Source organism: Pontibacter kalidii, assembly GCF_026278245.1.
GTDB classification, from domain to species: Bacteria; Bacteroidota; Bacteroidia; order Cytophagales; family Hymenobacteraceae; genus Pontibacter; species Pontibacter kalidii.
On sequence record NZ_CP111079.1, the window covers coordinates 4,683,959 to 4,702,880 of the forward strand.

At 50.8% G+C, this 18,922-nt stretch carries 19 protein-coding genes and 4 tRNA genes; 18 read left to right on the forward strand and 5 right to left on the reverse strand.

The genetic code is table 11. The features are described from left to right. The first annotated feature begins 165 nt into the window (after positions 1-165). Complete coding sequence (locus tag OH144_RS19735; RefSeq protein ID WP_266203983.1) at positions 166-936, forward strand: glycosyltransferase family 2 protein; 771 nt, start codon at positions 166-168, stop codon at positions 934-936. A 9-nt stretch (positions 937-945) separates the two neighbouring features. On the opposite strand, the gene OH144_RS19740 is transcribed toward OH144_RS19735, so the two are convergent. After that, the gene (locus OH144_RS19740; protein ID WP_266203984.1) at positions 946-2,040 is read right to left on the reverse strand and encodes a glycosyltransferase family 4 protein; all 1,095 of its coding nucleotides are present in this window, start codon (positions 2,038-2,040) and stop codon (positions 946-948) included. A 60-nt stretch (positions 2,041-2,100) separates the two neighbouring features. Then, positions 2,101-2,841, reverse strand: a complete 741-nt coding sequence (locus tag OH144_RS19745; protein ID WP_266203985.1) for a class I SAM-dependent methyltransferase — start codon at positions 2,839-2,841, stop codon at positions 2,101-2,103. 307 nt (positions 2,842-3,148) lie between these two features. Here OH144_RS19745 and OH144_RS19750 point away from each other — a divergent pair, with 307 nt between their 5' ends. The 4 genes from OH144_RS19750 to nadD are packed head-to-tail and all read left to right on the forward strand — an operon-like array spanning position 3,149 to position 5,211. Further along, complete coding sequence (locus OH144_RS19750; protein WP_073853749.1) at positions 3,149-3,742, forward strand: sigma-70 family RNA polymerase sigma factor; 594 nt, start codon at positions 3,149-3,151, stop codon at positions 3,740-3,742. Between the two features lie 27 nt (positions 3,743-3,769). Next, positions 3,770-4,051 (forward strand): anti-sigma factor family protein, encoded by a 282-nt coding sequence (locus tag OH144_RS19755; RefSeq protein WP_266203986.1) that lies wholly within the window; start codon positions 3,770-3,772, stop codon positions 4,049-4,051. Positions 4,052-4,057: 6 nt separating this feature from the next. Then, on the forward strand, positions 4,058-4,642 hold the full coding sequence (gene gmk, locus OH144_RS19760; protein ID WP_266203987.1) for a guanylate kinase: 585 nt from the start codon (positions 4,058-4,060) through the stop codon (positions 4,640-4,642). Continuing rightward, on the forward strand, positions 4,639-5,211 hold the full coding sequence (gene nadD / locus OH144_RS19765; protein ID WP_266203988.1) for a nicotinate (nicotinamide) nucleotide adenylyltransferase: 573 nt from the start codon (positions 4,639-4,641) through the stop codon (positions 5,209-5,211). Before gmk ends, nadD begins: the two co-directional genes overlap by 4 nt. A gap of 137 nt (positions 5,212-5,348) precedes the next feature. Here nadD and frr read toward each other — a convergent pair whose 3' ends face one another. From frr to OH144_RS19780, 3 genes are all read right to left on the reverse strand, one after another. After that, on the reverse strand, positions 5,349-5,912 hold the full coding sequence (frr, locus tag OH144_RS19770; RefSeq protein WP_266203989.1) for a ribosome recycling factor: 564 nt from the start codon (positions 5,910-5,912) through the stop codon (positions 5,349-5,351). Positions 5,913-5,961: 49 nt separating this feature from the next. Continuing rightward, complete coding sequence (gene pyrH / locus OH144_RS19775) at positions 5,962-6,738, reverse strand: UMP kinase (protein WP_073853760.1); 777 nt, start codon at positions 6,736-6,738, stop codon at positions 5,962-5,964. 81 nt (positions 6,739-6,819) lie between these two features. Beyond that, positions 6,820-7,320, reverse strand: coding sequence for an acetyl-CoA carboxylase biotin carboxyl carrier protein subunit (locus OH144_RS19780; protein ID WP_266203990.1), 501 nt, complete (start codon positions 7,318-7,320; stop codon positions 6,820-6,822). An 87-nt stretch (positions 7,321-7,407) separates the two neighbouring features. Between OH144_RS19780 and OH144_RS19785 the strand changes: the two genes are divergently transcribed. The 13 genes from OH144_RS19785 (at position 7,408) to rpoB (ending at position 18,912) form a co-directional block, all read left to right on the forward strand. Next, on the forward strand, positions 7,408-9,951 hold the full coding sequence (locus OH144_RS19785) for a M1 family aminopeptidase (RefSeq protein WP_266203991.1): 2,544 nt from the start codon (positions 7,408-7,410) through the stop codon (positions 9,949-9,951). A gap of 149 nt (positions 9,952-10,100) precedes the next feature. Continuing rightward, positions 10,101-10,183: transfer RNA gene (locus OH144_RS19790), tRNA-Tyr, on the forward strand. 91 nt (positions 10,184-10,274) lie between these two features. Then, a tRNA-Gly gene (locus tag OH144_RS19795) sits at positions 10,275-10,347 on the forward strand. A gap of 107 nt (positions 10,348-10,454) precedes the next feature. After that, a tRNA-Thr gene (locus tag OH144_RS19800) sits at positions 10,455-10,526 on the forward strand. A 73-nt stretch (positions 10,527-10,599) separates the two neighbouring features. Beyond that, entirely contained in the window at positions 10,600-11,787 is a 1,188-nt protein-coding gene (gene tuf, locus OH144_RS19805; RefSeq protein ID WP_266203992.1) for an elongation factor Tu, read from the forward strand. Positions 11,788-11,892: 105 nt separating this feature from the next. After that, a tRNA-Trp gene (locus tag OH144_RS19810) sits at positions 11,893-11,965 on the forward strand. A gap of 31 nt (positions 11,966-11,996) precedes the next feature. Further along, positions 11,997-12,188 (forward strand): preprotein translocase subunit SecE, encoded by a 192-nt coding sequence (gene secE / locus OH144_RS19815; RefSeq protein ID WP_266203993.1) that lies wholly within the window; start codon positions 11,997-11,999, stop codon positions 12,186-12,188. A gap of 11 nt (positions 12,189-12,199) precedes the next feature. Further along, positions 12,200-12,760 (forward strand): transcription termination/antitermination protein NusG, encoded by a 561-nt coding sequence (gene nusG / locus OH144_RS19820; RefSeq protein WP_073853771.1) that lies wholly within the window; start codon positions 12,200-12,202, stop codon positions 12,758-12,760. 12 nt (positions 12,761-12,772) lie between these two features. Then, a complete protein-coding gene (gene rplK / locus OH144_RS19825) occupies positions 12,773-13,216 on the forward strand; it encodes a 50S ribosomal protein L11 (RefSeq protein ID WP_266203994.1) in 444 nt (147 codons plus the stop codon). A 16-nt stretch (positions 13,217-13,232) separates the two neighbouring features. Next, positions 13,233-13,925 carry a 50S ribosomal protein L1 gene (rplA, locus tag OH144_RS19830; RefSeq protein ID WP_266203995.1) on the forward strand — a complete coding sequence of 231 codons (693 nt, stop codon included), beginning with the start codon at positions 13,233-13,235 and terminating at the stop codon, positions 13,923-13,925. A 4-nt stretch (positions 13,926-13,929) separates the two neighbouring features. Beyond that, positions 13,930-14,454, forward strand: coding sequence for a 50S ribosomal protein L10 (gene rplJ, locus OH144_RS19835; RefSeq protein ID WP_266203996.1), 525 nt, complete (start codon positions 13,930-13,932; stop codon positions 14,452-14,454). A 44-nt stretch (positions 14,455-14,498) separates the two neighbouring features. After that, a complete protein-coding gene (gene rplL, locus OH144_RS19840) occupies positions 14,499-14,879 on the forward strand; it encodes a 50S ribosomal protein L7/L12 (protein WP_266203997.1) in 381 nt (126 codons plus the stop codon). Between the two features lie 160 nt (positions 14,880-15,039). Beyond that, positions 15,040-18,912 carry a DNA-directed RNA polymerase subunit beta gene (gene rpoB, locus OH144_RS19845; protein WP_266203998.1) on the forward strand — a complete coding sequence of 1,291 codons (3,873 nt, stop codon included), beginning with the start codon at positions 15,040-15,042 and terminating at the stop codon, positions 18,910-18,912. Positions 18,913-18,922: the final 10 nt, after the last annotated feature.

The following is an 18,922-nucleotide window of genomic DNA, read 5'->3' on the forward strand; positions in this document are numbered from 1 at the left end:
ACATTTTAATGGCGATGAGAAACAACTTCCTTGTAAATGGTATACTTTTGATGGGTGAGGGGAACAACCCAGGAATTTATTTAGCTTTGAAGTATAAATGATCCGGCTTCATCCGGTATCAGAAATGATGAAAGATACTTGCCTCCTTTACCGAAGCCCCCTGTTATGCCTGTAAAACTTTCTGTTGTTGTGATCACCTTTAACGAGGAGCGCAACATTGCCCGCTGCCTGGAGTCCGTCAAAAACGTGGCGGATGAGATCGTGGTGGTGGACTCCTTCTCCACAGACCGCACCAGAGAGATCAGCCTTCGCTACGGCGCCAAGTTCATGGAACATCCCTTTGAGGGGCACATCGAGCAGAAGAACTATGCCCTCACGCAGGCCTCATACCCGCACGTGCTGTCGCTGGACGCGGATGAGGCGCTGACATCCGAGCTGGAGCAGGCGGTGCTGGCGGCTAAAAACAACTGGCAGGCCGATGCCTATGGTATGAACCGCCTCACCAACTACTGCGGCAAGTGGATCCACCACTCCGGCTGGTACCCCGACACTAAAGTTCGCCTCTTCGACCGCAGTAAAGCTGTATGGGGCGGCGAGAACCCGCACGATAAGATCATTCTTAGTAAAGGAGCCACACTGCAGCACCTTCGCGGCGATTTACTGCACTACTCTTATTATAGCGTGTCGCAGCACCTGGGGCAGATCAATAAATTTACGGATGCGTCGTCCAAGGCCATGGCCCGGGACGGGAAGACCGTATCGCTGCCCATGGTGATCTTAAAGCCGCTGTTTCGCTTTTTCAGGGCCTATGTATTAAAGCGTGGCTTTCTGGACGGGCCGGAGGGATTTATTATCTCGGTATCGTCGGCTGTGTCGGTATACTATAAGTACGTGAAGCTGTATATGCACAACCGGCAGCAGCGGAGGCAGGGGTAAAACGCCCGTTTATACTTTCTGCAGCACCTCTTTATAGACTGCCAGCGTGCGCAAGGCCGTGTTCCTTTTGGAGAACTCCTGCAGCAGCGTGGAGGCCCCCTGAATAACCTTGTTTCGGGTGGCGCTGTCCATCAGCACCTGATGCACCTTCTCCGCAAGTATGGCTGGGGATTTTATCGGCGCAAGCAGGCCGGTTTCCGTATCCCGTACAATCTCGGGGATGCCTCCGGCTTTGGTGGCCACCACGGGCACCTGGCAGGCAAAGGCATCCAGAATGGTGGTTCCCAATCCTTCCGTTTCGGAGGTAACCAGCATTACATCCAGCTCAGGCATCAGCTGTGGGATGTCTTTTCTAAAGCCCGTGAAGATGATGTACCGCTGTAGGTTTTTTTGCTGCACGTAGGCTTCTATATCCTGGCGCAGCGGGCCATCTCCTATGATAAAAAACATGGCATCAGGGTGCTGCCGCAGCACCAGTTCGGCGGTGTCCACAAAAGTATAATAGTCTTTATGCGGGGCGATGGCTGATATGTTGCCGATAAGCGGGGCAGTTGGTGACAGGTTAAATTCGCGGTAGAGCCGGCCTGTTTTAGAGCTGTTGGCAAACCGGCTAAGGTCTACGCCGCTGTACACTGTCACGCACAGCTCGGGGTGCCGCAGGCTCTCCGATACAACCTCTTTGATTTTATCCGAGACGCAGACAACGCGTTTAACGCCGCCATAGTTATACTTTAGCCGCGAGAGCAGGTTCCTCTTCACAGGAAAATCGACACGCCGGCTAAGTATGATGGGCAGTTTATTGCCAAGCACATGCGACAGCACGCTGATGGCATGGGCATGGCCGCTGTGCACATGCAGTAACTCGATACGATGCTGGCTGCTGTAGGCCTTTACCCGGAGCGCCGTAACGACATCAAACTCGTTTGCAAAGGGCAAGGCCGTGTGCGGGAGCTGCTGTTGCTGGCAATATGTATGAAAGGCAGAGCCCTTGCGGCACGCCACAAAGCTCTCTACCCCCTCCTGCCTCAGTTCCTCTATCAGATAGGCCACCTGTTGCTCGCCGCCTCTCCATGTTTTCTCTGATACCAGATGTAATACGCGCATCCCCGTTGGGTTAATTTTTACTGTTGTATAGCGTGCCCGCAGGCATTTAGACCATCAAAGTTAGTCAGCCTTTCTGGCTCTGACAATCATTGTTTCCCCAAACATAACGGCCTTGGAGTGCATCTGCGAGATAACCTCCCTGTTCTTCTCCCGCTGGCTTTGGTCTTTCTCCTCTTTGTGGTAAACCGCTTTCGTGGTGAGGTAAGACAGCGGCACCAGTGGCAGGTACAGCCACGAGGCAAACTTGGTCTGGTTCGTTGTGATGGTGTCAATCCTGTAATTGCTGGAGTGCAGGAGGTAACGCATCTCGGGGTAGGAAACCATGGCAATGTGGTGGGAGGGGTTGGGCCGCTGCTCATCCAAAGGGGTTTTGCACTTGTTATGATGCCCCGTTAAAAGCCACCTGAACCTGGAGTGGAAGGAGCTGATGTTGGGGGTGGAAACTATAAAGCAGCCTCCGGGCTTTAGCACCCTGTTCACCTCTTTGGCAAAATCGAACTGCTTGCTGATATGCTCAATGCCATCGATGCACACCACCACATCCAGTGAGTCATCCTCAAAGGGCAGCGGCTTGGTCATATCGCCCTGGATAAACTGGTCGTGTGCTATCTGCAGGCCATTCACAACATCCACGCTCAGCACATTATTATAGCCATTGTCTTTCAGGCGCTGCGTAAAGGCGCCGGCGCCGGAGGGAATGTCAAGTATACGAGCGTGCTTATTCGGGGGCAGCAGGTTAAACACGGTCTCGTGGGTGTTCCTGGAGGTGTTGATCGGAATTCCTTTGTAACTTCTTCTCATAAACAAGCATTCGTTGGTGCAATTATAGATTGAGCCCGCTGCACCTATACAAGCAAGTACAAAACAGGCGTATCAATATATAAATTGTACATGAAGATGCCTAAAACTAAAGGCTGGGCCGGAATTTACGGAACAAGTGGTTAAAAATGGCGCAACTTTAAAAATGCTACGTATAAAACCTTACGCCACGTTTGAGAGCATAAACTGCAACCCTAAAGCGCCAAGCGTGGTATGTAATTAAAATTCCTATATTTGCGTCTAACGCGCGATGGAGGGCTTCACCAAAGTACAAAATCCAGTAAAGTAGATGAGCGATCAAACAGGTAAACAGCTGAGTAAGGAGGAAAAAGACGCACGGTTCGAGGCCGAGTTGCTGCCCGTGCTCGACCCCCTGTACAATTTTGCCTACAGGCTTACCTTAGACGAGGACGACGCCAACGATCTGGTGCAGGAGACTTATCTCAAGGCGTATCGCTTTTTCGACTATTTCGAGCAAGGAACTAATGCAAAAGCGTGGCTGTTCCGAATCCTGAAGAACTCCTTCATTAACGAGTTCCGGAAAAAGAGCAAGCAGCCCGCCAAAGTAGACTATAGCGAGGTAGAGGGGTATTACAACACCGACGACGTTGAGGGAGAGGGCGGGGTGGCGACCACCACCGACATGCGCACCGAAAGTGTGCAGGACCTGATCGGCGACGAGGTGGCCAGTGCCCTGAACGCACTCCCTGTTGACTTCAGGACCGTGATCATACTTTGCGACCTGGAGGGGTTTACTTACGAGGAGATGGCCAAGATACTGGACATCCCCATTGGCACCGTTCGCTCAAGGCTGCACAGAGCCCGGAACTCTTTGAAAGAGAAGTTGGAAAAGTATGCGAAAAGCATGGGATATAACAGTTAGACAAGAAATTTAAGAGTTTGAGCTAAGATGGAAGCAAAATTTACAGAAGCGTATCCAAAGGCAGCGGATGGAGCCAGGGAGACTGAATGCGGAAAAGTGTCCGACATGTTGGACCTGATGATTGACGGTGAAGCCTCCTGTGAGGAGCAAAGGTTCTTTAACGACCACATTGAGGAGTGTGTCAGTTGCTTTGAGAACCATCAGAAACAAAAGCTCTTGAAAGGGTTGGTCTCCGGCCACCTGAAGCGCGTGATTGTCCCACAAAGCCTGGTGCAGTCAATTAAAGCGAGGATTCAAGAAACGTTATAACCCCTAATGCAAGGCAAGATTATTATCTTCTCGGCGCCGTCCGGCGCCGGCAAAACCACTATTGTAAAGCACCTGCTCAGCACAAACCCACAGCTGAGCTTTTCAATTTCGGCCTGCACCCGCGATAAGCGCGGCCGCACCGAGGAGAATGGCAAAGACTACTACTTCATAACACCGGAGGATTTCAAGAAGAAGATCGCCAACGATGAGTTCGTGGAGTGGGAGGAAGTATACGAGGGCGCTTTTTACGGCACGCTCAAGTCTGAGATAGAGCGCATCTGGAAAAGCGGCAAGCATGTGATACTGGACGTAGACGTAAAAGGAGGATTAAGTATAAAGCATTTTTACAAAGAAAGAGCGCTGGCCGTTTTCGTGAAGCCACCAAGTATAGACGAGCTGGCCAAGCGCCTGACCGCCCGCAACACCGACTCGGCCTCCAGCATCAGCAGCCGCGTTTTCAAGGCAAAGTTTGAGATGGGTTTTGAGGACCAGTTCGATGAGGTGATCGTGAACGATGACCTGGAGCGTGCCTGTGCCGAAGCCCAGAAACTGGTAAACGATTTCCTCAAGTCAGAACCTGCGATCGTATGAAGGTAGGGCTGCTTTTTGGCTCCTTCAACCCCATCCACATCGGGCATCTTATACTTGCCAATTTCATGGCCACCAACACCGACCTGGACACGGTGTGGCTGGTGGTGTCGCCGCAGAACCCGTTCAAGCCCAGCAACACGCTGCAGCACGAGTTCGACCGGCTGCACATGGTAAGCCTGGCGATAGCGGATAACCCGAACCTGGGCGTGTCGAACATTGAGTTCAGCATGCCTAAGCCGAGTTACACGATCGACACGCTCACCTACCTCCAGGAGAAGTACCCGAGCTACGAGTTTGTGCTGATCATGGGGGAGGACAACCTGCCGCTGTTTCCGAAGTGGAAGAACTATGAGCGTATTCTGGAGTACCACAAAGTATACGTGTACCCGCGCACCGGCTCCATCACCACTGATTTGCCGGACATGCCCAATGTAAGCTTTGTGAAGGCACCCATCCTGGATATCTCGGCAACCTTTATCCGACAGTGCATCCGCGAGGAGAAAAGTATCAAGTACCTGCTCCCCGACGAGGTGGCTGAGTACATTAAGGTGCACCGGCTGTACCAGTAGCTTTTCTCGTATCAGGTAGCAGGATATACGTAGCACGACCAATTTATAACTTGAAAGAAAAACAGAAAAGGCCTTCGATCTTGATCGAAGGCCTTTTCTGTAATCGTGCTACTTGATACGTGCTACGAGATACGCATTTAGATCGTCATGATCTCCGCCTCTTTCTTAGAGAGCAGCTCGTCAATCTTCACGATGTAGTTGTCTGTCAGCTTCTGCACCTTGCCCTCGGCGTCGCGAACGGCGTCTTCGGCAGTGCCCTCTTTCTGTAGCTTCCTCAGGGTGTCGTTCACATCCTTGCGGATATTGCGGATGCTGATCTTGCCGTTTTCCGTCTCAGCTTTCACCTGCTTCACCAGGTCACGGCGGCGCTCCTCGGTTAGGGCCGGGATGCTCAGGCGTACCGCGTCAGCCTCTTGCTGCGGGTTCAGGCCCAGGTCGCTGTTCTTGATGGCTTTGTTGATCTCGCCCAGCATGTTCTTCTCCCATGGCTTGATGAGCAGGGTGCGCGCATCCGGCGCAGCAATGTTCGCCACCTGAGAGATAGGGGTTGGGTTTCCGTAATAATCTACGCGCAGGTGCTCGACCATGGCAGGCGAGGCCTTGCCTGCTCTGATTTTAGACAGTTCGTTGCCGGTGTGCTGCACCGCCTTCTGCATAGACTCCTCTGCCTCGCTTAGGTAAAACTGAATTTCTTCCGTCATATCGGTTTACTTATTGAGTTCTGAAAAATTTAGGGTCAAAAATAGCAAATTATATTTTATCAGTCTTAGCGCTTGGCTGCAGTTTGTCTACGGTTTCCTTCAGCGTGTCGCCCAGGTCGTCCATACTTACCAGGGTACCCACCTGCTCGCCTTCCACCAGTCGCTTCAGGTTGCCCGGCGTGTTCATGTCGAAAACGATGATCGGCAGGCCATTCTCCTTGCAGAGCGTAAAGGCGGTCATGTCCATCACGTTCAGGCCTTTTTCAAATACATCCTTAAACGAGATGTTTCGGTAGAAAACAGCATCGGGGTCCTTCTCCGGGTCAGCAGAGTAGATGCCGTCCACGCGGGTGCCTTTCAATACCACGTCCGCCTCAATCTCAATGGCCCGGAGCGAGGCGGCTGAGTCCGTGGTGAAGTATGGGTTGCCGGTGCCGGCCCCGAAGATCACCACGCGGCCTTTTTCCAGGTGGCGCACCGCACGGCGGCGGATGTAGGGCTCGCATACCTGCTGGATGTTGATGCCCGAGAGCAGGCGCGTGTACACGCCCAGCTTTTCCAGAGCGCTCTGCAGCGCCATGCTGTTGATCACCGTGGCCAACATGCCCATGTAGTCTCCCTGCACACGGTCCAGGCCAACCTGCTCGGCCTGCACGCCCCTGAAGATGTTGCCTCCGCCTATCACCACGGCCACCTCTACACCAAGGGCGGCTACTTCTTTAATCTCTTTGGCATACTGCAGCAGTCTGTTAGAGTCAATGCCATACTGCTGCTCGCCCATCAGCGCCTCGCCACTCAGCTTCAGCAAAATTCGTTTATACTTCACGGTAAACTCTCTGTATAGGTTATGAATTCTTTTTAACACAACAAAGCGGCTACCGTGGCAGCCGCTTATGCAAACATAAGGTTAGTGGAACAGGATCAGGACCTGGTTTTTCTCCACGTTCTGCCTTACCTGCACCTTCACCTCCTTCACCACGCCATCGCCCGGCGACTTGAGGATGTTCTCCATCTTCATGGCCTCCAGGATCATGATCGGGTCGCCCTTCTTCACCTCCTGGCCCGGCTGCACCTTCACGTCAAGTATAAGCCCCGGCATCGGCGCTTTTACGTCGTTTACCTTGTGGGCGTTGGCGTTGCTCATGCCTAGCTTGTCGAGCAGCAGGTCGAAGCGGTCTTTCACGCTAACGGTTTGTAGCGCGCCGTTTATCTTAAAGGTAAAGGATTTTTCCTGGTAGTTAGCTGAAACCACCTCTGCGGTAAAGGAGCGTGCGCCCCTGATGATGTGAAACGTGTTAGGCCCGATAGGGGAGATGTCCCAGTCGAAAGGAGTATTGTTGAGAAGTATAGTATCTTTTTGGATATCAACCTGCCATGTTTTGCCGTTACCGGTTTTTACCTGGAGCATCTTCTTTTCGTGTGGTTTCGACCTTAAAGTTAGTGTTTTCTCAGAGTAATTTTAGAACTTCACCTCAAATTTTAAAACTTTCAGCGCATGAATCATAGGTTTCTGAATATAGTTGGCCTTGCCGCTGCCATGGCACTTACCGGAGGTTGCAGCACCAACAAATCAGTTGTAGACGCAAAAGCCCCGCTTCCAGCCGTTGCAAAGCCCGGTGCACCGGCGGGCGCAGTGCCTGCATGGGCGCCTAAGAAGCATGCCTTCAACCCCTCGCGCACCCGTGAGCACGACCTGCTGCACACCACCCTGCGCGTCAGCTTCGACTGGGAAAAGCAGTACCTGCACGGCCTGGCCGAACTTACCCTGAAACCATACTTTTACCCTCAGAACCGGCTCACGCTCGATGCCAAGGGCATGGATATCCACAGCGTGCACCTGATGCAGGGCTACGACGGTACGGCGCTGGAGTACAAGTATGACGGGCAGAAACTGACCATCGACTTGGGCAAGGAGTACACCCGCGACGAGGAGTATAAAATAGAGATAGACTACACGGCCAAGCCAAACGAGCTGGCAGCCGGAGGCTCCGATGCCATCACCGAAGATAAAGGCCTGTACTTTATCAACCCGCTGGGGGAGGAACCGAACAAGCCGCAGCAGATCTGGACCCAGGGCGAAACGGAAGCGAGCTCTGCCTGGTTCCCGACCATCGATGCCCCGAACGAGCGCATGACCCAGGACATCTACATCACCATTGATCCAAAGTATACCACGCTCTCCAACGGCACCTTCGTTTACTCACGGCAGAACGCCGACGGCACCAAGACCGACTACTGGAAGCAGGAAAAGCCGCATGCACCCTACCTGGCCATGCTGGCCATTGGCGAGTATGCCGTGGTGGAGGATAGGTGGCGCGACGTGGAGGTGAATTACTATGTGGAGCCGGCGTATGAGAAAACGGCCAAGAAAATCTTTGGCAACACGCCGGAAATGATGGAGTTCTTCTCCCAGAAGCTGGGCGTGGACTATCCCTGGGCCAAGTACGCGCAGGTAGTGGTGCGCGATTTTGTGTCCGGAGCGATGGAAAACACTTCGGCTTCTACCTTTATGGAAGACCTGCAGCTGAATGAGCGTGAGCTGCTTGACAAGAGCTGGGACGGCATCATCGCCCACGAGCTGTTCCACCAGTGGTTCGGCGACCTGGTTACCACCGAGTCATGGGCCAACCTGCCACTGAACGAGGCTTTCGCCAATTACTCGGAGTACCTGTGGGCCGAGCACAAGTATGGCGCCGACGAGGCCGCCTACCTGAACATGGAGGAACTGGAGCAGTACCTGGATGAGGCGGAGACAAAGCGTGAGCCGCTCATCCGCTACTACTACAACGACCGCGAGGATATGTTCGACAGCCACTCTTACGCTAAGGGCGGCCGCGTGCTGCACATGCTGCGCAAGCTCGTTGGCGATGATGCCTGGTGGGCTTCCCTTAACTTATACTTGACCCGCAACAAGTACAGCGATGTGGAGGTGGCGGAGCTGCGCATGGCCTTCGAGGATGTGACAGGCAAGGACCTGATGTGGTTCTTTGACCAATGGTTTATGAAGCCAGGACACCCGGAACTACTGGTGACGCAGCGCTACAACAAAGGACAGCTACAGCTAAACGTGCAGCAGCTGCAGGACACAGCCTATACGCCTGTTTACCGCCTGCCCCTGCAGGTAGCCATCTGGACGGAAGGTAAAAAACAGCTGCACCCGATCGTGGTCGAGAAGGCCAGCCAGACCTTTACGTTTGACGTGGCCACGCAGCCGCAGCTGGTGCTGTTCGACGCGGAGCAGCAACTACTGGGAACGGTGGAGCACGAGAAGACAGAGGAGGAGCTGCTATTCCAATTCCGCCATGCCGGGCACCTGGCTCCAAAGCTGGAGACGCTGTCGGAGCTGCAGGAGCAGGTAAGTCGCCCACAGGTGCAAAGTATCTACAAAGAGGCCCTTAAGGATGAGTACTGGGCGGTGCGCAGCACAGCGCTAAGTATGCTGAGCAGGCTAAAAGAAGGGCAGGCGGCATCGCTGGAGCCAACGATAAAGCAGATGGCCGTACAGGATAAGAAGGGGTCGGTGCGCGCCGAAGCCATACTTGCCCTGGCAGGCTGGGGCGGAAGCAGGCATCAGGACTTGTTCAGGCAGGCCCTAAGCGACAGCTCGTACCAGGTAGCTGCGGCAGCCATACTTGCCTATGCCAGCACGGGTGCCGCCGATGCGAAGCAGCGGATGGCCCAGTTTGAAGACGAAAGCAACGAGGAAGTGGTACTGGCGCTAGCCACCATCTATGCCGTGCAGGCAGGGCCGGAGAAGTATGACTGGTTCATGCAGAAACTGAAATCCGCCAGCGGTGGGGAGTTATACTACCTGCTGCAAAGCTTTGGCGCCTACCTGGCCAGCAACAGCCAGACCAACACGCCGGAGGTGATCGCCATGCTGGGCGAGATAGCACAAGAGCACCGTCTGTACTACGTCCGGGCCGCTGCCTATCAGGCGCTTATGGTGATGTCGGAGAAGCCGGAGGTGGAGCGGCTGATGCAGGAAATAAAGGCGCAGGAGAAGGATGAGCGCCTGCTGCAGATGTATGGAAAGTAGGCGGCAGGAAATTTTTTCGCATTTTTTTGCATGAATATTTGACTTGAAACAAAAAGGGCTTAATTTTGCATCTCCTTAGAACAAAGAACACGGCAAAGGCAGTGGATCGCTAAGGGAAAGTTCTGCTGATTTGATGTAGAATTAGCTTCGGGGAGATTCCAGAGCGGCCAAATGGGACGGACTGTAACTCCGTTGTCTTACGACTTCGCAGGTTCGAATCCTGCTCTCCCCACAGTTTGATTTAGAGTAACTGAATGAGCGAATGAGTTAGGTGATTTTTTTTTCACCCCTTCAAAATTTGATCATTCAGAATTGTAAAGTAAGCGGGAGTAGCTCAGTTGGTAGAGCGATAGCCTTCCAAGCTATAGGCCGCGAGTTCGACCCTCGTCTCCCGCTCTTTAAAGTCAGAAATGCTTGCTAATAAGAACTGGAGAAGGAAATTCATGCAGATGAGCTTCCTTTTTAGTGTAAATAGAGGTGTGGTTTTTCTGACGGATTTAAAAGCCGACGTAGCTCAGGGGTAGAGTACTTCCTTGGTAAGGAAGGGGTCGTGGGTTCAATTCCCATCGTTGGCTCACAGTCCGTTACGTGTATATTTAAAAGCGCGACATAAACTTAAACGTTTTAACCTTAATTTAATATCATACAATGGCTAAAGAAACATTTGACCGTTCCAAACCGCACGTAAATATCGGTACTATCGGTCACGTTGACCACGGCAAAACTACTTTGACTGCTGCAATTTCTACTGTACTGGCAAAGAAAGGCCTTGCTCAAATCCGTGACTTCTCTTCAATCGACAACGCTCCTGAGGAAAAAGAAAGAGGTATTACTATCAATACATCACACGTAGAGTACGCCACAGAAAACCGTCACTATGCACACGTTGACTGCCCAGGTCACGCTGACTACGTGAAGAACATGGTTACTGGTGCTGCCCAGATGGACGGCGCTATCCTGGTGGTTGCTGCTACTGATGGCCCGATGCCACAAACGCGTGAGCACATCCTTCTTGCCCGTCAGGTAGGTGTACCTCAGCTGGTGGTGTTCATGAACAAAGTGGACATGGTGGACGATCCGGAGCTTCTTGAGCTTGTTGAGATGGAAATCCGTGAGCTACTTTCTTTCTACGACTTCGACGGCGATAACATTCCAGTAATCCAGGGTTCTGCTCTTGGTGGTCTGAACGGCGACGAGAAGTGGGTGAAGACTATCGAGGAGCTGATGGCTGCCGTTGACTCTTGGATTCCACTTCCAGAGCGTCTGGTTGACCTTCCATTCCTGATGCCAGTGGAGGACGTGTTCTCTATCACTGGTCGTGGTACAGTTGCAACTGGCCGTATCGAGCGTGGTGTAATCAACTCAGGTGAGCCAGTAGAGATCCTGGGTATGGGTGCTGAGAACCTGAAGTCAGTAGTTACTGGTGTGGAGATGTTCCGTAAAATCCTTGACAGAGGTGAAGCTGGTGACAACGTAGGTCTGTTGCTGCGTGGTATTGAGAAAACCGATATCCGTCGTGGTATGGTAATCTGTAAGCCAGGTTCAGTGAAGCCTCATACGAAGTTCAAAGCTGAGGTTTACGTACTGTCTAAAGAAGAAGGTGGTCGTCACACGCCATTCTTCAACAAGTACCGTCCACAGTTCTACTTCAGAACGACAGACGTTACTGGTGAGATCATGCTGCCAGAAGGCGTAGAGATGGTTATGCCAGGTGATAACATCACTATCGAGGTGAACCTGATCAACGCTGTAGCCATGGAGAAAGGTCTGCGCTTCGCTATCCGTGAGGGTGGTAGAACAGTAGGTGCCGGTCAGGTGACTGAAATCCTTAGCTAATACTATGTTTCAAACCCGATCTTGAAAGTTTTTTGAGATCGGGTTTGTTTTCATAAAACTTATGAATAAATTTGCACTCCAATTAAAATTGGCGTGCATTTTTTTACGGGTGTAGCTCAATTGGTAGAGTAGTGGTCTCCAAAACCATTGGCTGGGAGTTCGAGTCTCTCCACCCGTGCAATTTTTTTCACTATCTGGTAAGCGAAGCGATGAGCAATATTAGAACTTATATTAACGACACTGTCGAGGAGATGAAGAACAAGGTCTCCTGGCCTTCATACGGGGAGTTGCAGAATAGCTCTGTGCTGGTGTTGATAGGTTCCCTGATTTTCGCTTTGGTTGTTGGTGCTATGGACTTTGGGTTCGATACAGTGCTGACATGGTTTTACAACCAGTTTTAAATTAGAGATACATGACTGATTTAAAGTGGTATGTAGTGCGCGCCGTTAGTGGCCAGGAGAAAAAAGCGAAAGCTTACCTGGAGAATGAAATCATGCGCCACAATCTCGGAGAATATGTTCCGCAGGTGCTTATCCCTGCCGAGAAAGTATACGAGATGCGTGGCGGGAAGAAAAGAATCAGAGAGCGTAGCTTCTTTCCAGGCTATGTGCTGGTTCATGCGGACCTTTCGCACGGTGAAGCAGAGCACATCATCATCAGTACGCCTGGGGTGATCGGATTCCTGGGAACAGATGAGAAGGGCTCACCTAGCAAGAAGCCAGTTCCATTGCGTCAGTCGGAGGTGAACAGGATCCTGGGCACCGTAGACGAGGCAGAAGAGCAGGCAGAAGTGCTGGATACGCCGTTTGTAGTGGGAGAGATCGTGAAGGTAATGGATGGTCCGTTCAGCGGTTTTTCCGGTACAGTGGAGGAAGTGTTCGAGGAGCGTAAGAAGCTTAACGTGATGGTGAAAATTTTCGGAAGAAATACACCGGTTGAGCTGAACTACATGCAAGTAGAAAAAGAATCGTAGTAAATACATAGAATGGCAAAGGAAATAAAAGGTTACCTGAAACTTCAGGTAAAGGGAGGTGCCGCGAATCCATCGCCACCGATTGGACCTGCACTTGGTTCTAAAGGTCTTAACATCATGGAGTTCTGTAAGCAGTTTAATGCCAGAACCCAGGATAAGCCGGGACAAGTGTTACCAGTGTTGATTACAATATACGCAGATAAGTCTTTCGACTTCGTTATTAAGACGCCCCCTGCTCCGGTATTGTTAATGGATGCTGCTAAGATTAAGGGTGGTTCAAAAGAGCCAAACCGTAACAAGGTAGGTTCAGTTACATGGGATCAGGTTCGTGAGATAGCGGAACTGAAGATGCCTGATTTAAATGCTTTCGAACTGGATGCAGCTATGAAGATGGTTGCCGGTACAGCTAGAAGCATGGGTATCACAGTTTCTGGTACAGCTCCGTGGAACGCTTAATAACAGTTAAAGGATAATGGCGAAGATTTCAAAAAATAGAAAAGCGGCTTTAGCCAAAGCCGATCTAGCAAAAGAGTATTCTTTAACAGATGCCGCTTCAGTTGTAAAGGACATTACCTTCACAAAATTTGATGCCTCTGTTGATATTGATGTACGTTTGGGCGTAGATCCACGCAAGGCCGATCAAATGGTTCGTGGAATTGTAACGCTGCCGCACGGAACTGGTAAAGAAGTAAAGGTACTTGCGTTAGTTACTCCTGACAAAGAGCAGGAGGCAAAGGACGCTGGCGCTGACTACGTTGGTCTGGATGACTATATCCAGAAGATCGAGAAAGGCTGGACAGATGTGGATGTGATCATCACCATGCCTGCCGTAATGGCCAAAGTTGGTCGTCTTGGTAGAATCCTGGGCCCTCGTAACCTGATGCCAAACCCTAAGTCGGGTACAGTAACTCAGGATGTAGCTAAAGCCGTTAAAGAGGTTAAAGCTGGTAAGATCGACTTTAAAGTTGACAAGTTCGGTATCATCCACACGAGTGTTGGTAAAGTTTCCTTCTCTGCAGAGCAGCTTGCTGCCAACGCAAACGAGGTAATTCAGACACTTAACCGTCTGAAGCCTTCCTCCGCTAAAGGTACTTACATCAAGAGCATCACATTGTCTAGCACAATGAGCCCGGCCGTAATCGTTGACAAGAACGCAACTATCTAAGAAAATGACCAGGGAAGAAAAAGAGATAATTGTTAAAGACCTGAGCGAGAAGCTAGCTAACACAAACTACTTCTATATTACTGATGCCTCCACTATGAGCGTAGCTGGCATCAACGCGTTCAGAAGAATGGCATTCGATCGTGGTATCGAATACAAAGTGTATAAGAATACACTTATCAAGAAAGCGCTGGATACTTTAGAAGCTGATACTTCTGCGCTTGATGATGTTTTAAAGGGCGCTTCCGGTATCCTGTTCTCGCAAGAGTCAGGCAATGCACCAGCAAAACTGATTCAGGACTTCAGAAAGAAAGGCAATCCGCTACCTCTCCTTAAAGGTGCTTTTATCGACAGTGGTATCTTCATTGGCGATGAGCAGCTGAAGACACTCACAGAGATCAAGTCTAAGGACGAGCTGATTGGCGAGATCATCGGTCTTCTTCAGTCGCCTGCTAAGAATGTGGTTTCGGCCCTTCAGAGCAGCGGCGGTAAGCTAGCGGGTATCTTGAAAACATTATCAGAAAAAGAATAATTTAAAAAAACGTAATCAATAAGTAACTTTTAATTTCTATAAAAATGGCAGATTTGAAAGCATTCGCTGAGCAGTTAGTAAACTTGACTGTTAAAGAAGTTAACGAACTAGCTACTATCCTTAAGGATGAGTATGGCATTGAGCCTGCTGCTGCTGCTCCAGTGATGGTTGCTGGTGGTGGTGCTGCTGAAGGAGGAGCTGCTGCAGAAGAGAAAACTTCTTTTGACGTAATCCTTAAGTCAGCTGGTGCTCAGAAACTAGCAGTAGTTAAGCTTGTAAAAGAGCTGACTGGTCTTGGTCTGAAAGAGGCTAAAGAATTAGTTGACAGCGCTCCTAAAGCACTGAAAGAAGGTGTTGACAAGAACGAAGCTGAATCACTGAAGAAATCTTTGGAAGAAGCTGGTGCTGAAGTGGAGGTAAAATAATCCCGCTTTATCAACATACTGAGAACAGGTAGACCTGGCATATTCGTCAGGTCTTTTCCTGTTTGTATACAGATTCAAATTAATTGGATCTTTTTTTTGCCCACAGCTGTTTTGGACTCTGTGTGCTTGTAAATGATTATAAACGTAAAATTCCAAAGCTTTGGCTAAGAATAAAACGACAGATAGAATCAATTTTGCCTCTATAAAGTCGGTGATTGACTATCCTGACTTTCTGGATGTTCAGGTGCAGTCATTCCAGGACTTCTTTCAGCTGGAGACCCCGGCTGAGAATAGAGCGCAAGAAGGATTGTTCAAGGTGTTTGCCGAGAACTTTCCTATCTCAGATTCACGCGAGAACTTCGTACTGGAGTTTATCGACTATCATATAGATCCTCCAAAATACTCTGTTGATGAAAGTATTGACAGGGGCCTTACCTACTCTGTTCCGCTAAAAGCAAAGCTTCGCCTGATCTGCAACGATGAGGACAACGAGGATTTTGAGACGATTGAACAGGAGGTGTTCTTAGGCAACATCCCATACATGACAGAAAAAGGCTCCTTTGTGATCAATGGGGCTGAGCGTGTTATTGTATCTCAGTTGCACCGCTCTCCGGGGGTATTCTTTGCGCAGAGCAAGCATACCAACGGAACGAAGCTTTATTCTGCCAGAATCATCCCTTTCAAAGGCTCCTGGGTTGAATTCGCGACAGACGTGAACAACGTGATGTACGCGTATATTGACCGCAAGAAGAAATTCCCGGTAACGACGCTGCTACGTGCCATCGGCTACGGTACAGATAAAGACATCCTGGATCTTTTCGGACTGTCTGAGGAGGTGCCGGCAGATAAGAACACCCTGAAGAACTCCATCGGACGCAGACTTGCTGCCCGTGTTCTGCGAACATGGACGGAAGACTTCGTGGATGAGGATACAGGAGAGGTTGTTTCTATCGACCGTAACGAAGTGCTTTTAGAGCGTGACTCTGAAATCACTCCAGAAGATATAGATGTAATACTTGACTCGGGCGTGCAGTCTATCATCCTGCACCGCGAGAATGTGAACATCGCTGATTACGCCATTATTTATAACACGCTTCAGAAGGATAACTCTAACTCTGAGAAAGAAGCGGTAGAGCAGATCTACCGTCAGCTTCGTAACACAGAGGCTCCGGATGAAGAAACAGCACGTGATATTATCCAAAAGCTGTTCTTCTCCGATAAGCGTTATGACCTTGGAGAAGTAGGTCGCTACAGAATCAACAAGAAGCTCGGCCTGGATACAAACTGGGATGCGAAGGTTCTGACTAACGAGGACATCGTCCTGATCGTGAAATACCTGATCGGATTGATAAACTCCAAGGCTGTAGTAGATGATATTGACCACCTGAGCAACCGCCGTGTAAGAACGGTAGGGGAGCAGCTGTATGCGCAGTTCGGCGTTGGTCTGGCCCGTATGGCCCGTACCATTAAGGAGCGCATGAACGTGCGGGATAACGAAGATTTCAAGCCAGTTGACCTGATCAACGCGCGTACGCTGTCTTCGGTGATCAACTCGTTCTTTGGAACCAACCAGCTGTCTCAGTTCATGGACCAGACGAACCCGCTGGCAGAGGTGACGCATAAGCGTCGTGTATCTGCACTCGGGCCAGGCGGTCTGTCAAGGGAGCGTGCGGGTTTTGAGGTTCGCGACGTACACTACACGCACTATGGCCGTCTGTGTACCATCGAGACACCAGAAGGACCGAACATCGGTCTGATTTCCTCGCTTTGCGTACACGCCCGCGTAAACCACATGGGCTTTATCGAAACTCCATACCGAAAGGTTGTAGAAGGTAAGGTACAGGTGGATGGCACGGTAGAGTACCTGACTGCTGAGGAAGAGGATACGCATCACATCGCTCAGGCTAACGCGCTGATCGACGAGGAGGGTAACTTCATCAATGAAAGAGTGAAAGGTAGATTTGAGGGTGACTTCCCGGTGGAAGAACCATCAACCTATACTTATATGGACATTGCGCCGAACCAGATCGTATCGGTGGCAGCCTCTCTGATCCCGTTCCTGGAGCATGATGACGCTAACCGTGCCCTGATGGGCTCGAACATGCAGCGCCAGGCAGTGCCTCTTCTGAAGCCGGAAGCCCCGATCGTGGGTACAGGCCTGGAGAGAAGAGCCGCTATTGACTCAAGAGCACTGGTGATCGCAGAAGGAGACGGAGTGATCGACTTTGTAGACGCGAACAAGATCGTTGTCAAGTATGATCTTACGGAAGAGGAGAAGCTGGTTTCTTTTGATGCGGAGTATGTTACCTACAAGCTGGTTAAATTCAGAAGAACAAACCAGGATACCTGCATTAACCTGACACCGCTAGTTAAGAAAGGACAGCGCGTAACCAAGGGAGAGCCACTTTGCGAAGGCTATGCCACAAATGAGGGTGAACTGGCCATCGGAAGAAACATGCAGGTAGCGTTCATGCCATGGCAAGGGTATAACTTCGAGGATGCGATCGTAATTTCTGAGCGCGTGGTTCGCGATGATATCTTTACTTCTATCCACATCGAGGAATTTGAGCTGGAGGTACGTGAGACGAAGCGTGGAGAGGAAGAACTGACCTCAGAGATTCCGAACGTGAGCGAAGAGGCTGTTCGTAACCTGGATGAGAATGGTATTATCCGCATCGGTGCAGAGGTTCGTGAGGGAGACATCCTGATCGGCAAGATCACGCCGAAAGGAGAGACAGACCCAACACCGGAGGAGAAACTGCTTCGTGCGATCTTCGGTGATAAGGCTGGTGACGTGAAGGATGCCTCGCTTAAGGCGCCGCCATCACTGAACGGTGTGGTTATCGAGACCAAGCTGTTCTCCCGTCCTAAGAAAGACAAGAACCTGCGCGCCAAGTCCAAGAAAGAGGTGGAAGAGCTGAAGGTGAAGTATGCCAAGGAGCTGACCGTTATCAAGAACGTGATGGTGGACAAGCTGGTGGCATTGCTGGAAGGCAAAACTTCACAGGGTATCCGCCACAAGTTCGGAGACGAAATCCTGAGCAAAGGCGTGAAGTTCTCGCGCAAGAATATCACAGAGGCCTTGTTCCCGGAGAAGAACCCTTACAAGGACGAAAGCAACTACGCAGTTCCGGAAGAGGTGAACATGTTTAAGGACCTTATCCTGGAAAACTGGAGCGCAGACGAGAAGGTGAACAGCATGCTGGTGGAGCTGGTGAAGAACTATAACAAGCGCCGCAATATCGTTTCAGCACACTTTAAGCGCGAGCGTTTCACGCTGGAGGTGGGAGACGAACTGCCAGCAGGCATCGTGCAGCTTGCCAAAGTGTACATCGCTAAGAAGCGTAAGCTGAAAGTGGGGGATAAGATGGCCGGCCGTCACGGTAACAAGGGTATCGTAGCCCGTATCGTGCGCGACGAGGACATGCCATTCCTGGAGGATGGAACGCCAATGGATATCGTTCTGAACCCACTGGGTGTGCCTTCAAGGATGAACATCGGTCAGATCTACGAGACGGTGCTTGGATGGGCAGGTTTGAAGTTGGGCCGCAAGTACGCGACGCCAATTTTCGACGGTGCCACGGAAGACCAGGTGTCCGCAGAATTGGCAGAGGCTGGCTTGCCTAAGTTCGGAAGAACATACCTCTACGATGGTTTATCAGGCGACAGATTCGACCAGCCGGTTACAGTGGGTGTGATTTACATGCTGAAGCTGGGCCATTTGGTTGATGATAAGATGCACGCCCGTTCTATCGGTCCATACTCGCTCATCACACAGCAACCATTGGGTGGTAAGGCCCAGTTCGGTGGTCAGCGTTTCGGTGAGATGGAGGTGTGGGCACTGGAGGCCTTTGGTGCTTCCAACGTGCTGCAAGAGATACTTACAGTGAAGTCAGACGACGTGATAGGCCGAGCAAAAGCCTACGAGGCTATTGTAAAAGGCGACGTGCTGCCAAAGCCAAATATACCGGAATCATTCAACGTACTGATTCACGAGTTAAGAGGCCTGGCTCTAGAGATAACACTGGAGTAGTAAAGTATAA

Excerpts from the sequence above, each read along its gene's own strand:
- OH144_RS19740 (WP_266203984.1), bottom strand. The coding sequence starts at position 2,040 with ATGCGCGTATTACATCTGGTATCAGAGAAAACATGGAGAGGCGGCGAG.
- secE (WP_266203993.1), top strand. The coding sequence starts at position 11,997 with ATGAGCAATATTAGAACTTATATTAACGACACTGTCGAGGAGATGAAG.
- rplK (WP_266203994.1), top strand. The coding sequence starts at position 12,773 with ATGGCAAAGGAAATAAAAGGTTACCTGAAACTTCAGGTAAAGGGAGGT.
- OH144_RS19785 (WP_266203991.1), top strand. The coding sequence starts at position 7,408 with ATGAATCATAGGTTTCTGAATATAGTTGGCCTTGCCGCTGCCATGGCA.
- OH144_RS19735 (WP_266203983.1), top strand. The coding sequence starts at position 166 with ATGCCTGTAAAACTTTCTGTTGTTGTGATCACCTTTAACGAGGAGCGC.
- nadD (WP_266203988.1), top strand. The coding sequence starts at position 4,639 with ATGAAGGTAGGGCTGCTTTTTGGCTCCTTCAACCCCATCCACATCGGG.
- nusG (WP_073853771.1), top strand. The coding sequence starts at position 12,200 with ATGACTGATTTAAAGTGGTATGTAGTGCGCGCCGTTAGTGGCCAGGAG.
- rplA (WP_266203995.1), top strand. The coding sequence starts at position 13,233 with ATGGCGAAGATTTCAAAAAATAGAAAAGCGGCTTTAGCCAAAGCCGAT.
- OH144_RS19755 (WP_266203986.1), top strand. The coding sequence starts at position 3,770 with ATGGAAGCAAAATTTACAGAAGCGTATCCAAAGGCAGCGGATGGAGCC.
- tuf (WP_266203992.1), top strand. The coding sequence starts at position 10,600 with ATGGCTAAAGAAACATTTGACCGTTCCAAACCGCACGTAAATATCGGT.
- OH144_RS19745 (WP_266203985.1), bottom strand. The coding sequence starts at position 2,841 with ATGAGAAGAAGTTACAAAGGAATTCCGATCAACACCTCCAGGAACACC.
- rplJ (WP_266203996.1), top strand. The coding sequence starts at position 13,930 with ATGACCAGGGAAGAAAAAGAGATAATTGTTAAAGACCTGAGCGAGAAG.
- OH144_RS19750 (WP_073853749.1), top strand. The coding sequence starts at position 3,149 with ATGAGCGATCAAACAGGTAAACAGCTGAGTAAGGAGGAAAAAGACGCA.
- rplL (WP_266203997.1), top strand. The coding sequence starts at position 14,499 with ATGGCAGATTTGAAAGCATTCGCTGAGCAGTTAGTAAACTTGACTGTT.
- gmk (WP_266203987.1), top strand. The coding sequence starts at position 4,058 with ATGCAAGGCAAGATTATTATCTTCTCGGCGCCGTCCGGCGCCGGCAAA.
- OH144_RS19780 (WP_266203990.1), bottom strand. The coding sequence starts at position 7,320 with ATGCTCCAGGTAAAAACCGGTAACGGCAAAACATGGCAGGTTGATATC.
- frr (WP_266203989.1), bottom strand. The coding sequence starts at position 5,912 with ATGACGGAAGAAATTCAGTTTTACCTAAGCGAGGCAGAGGAGTCTATG.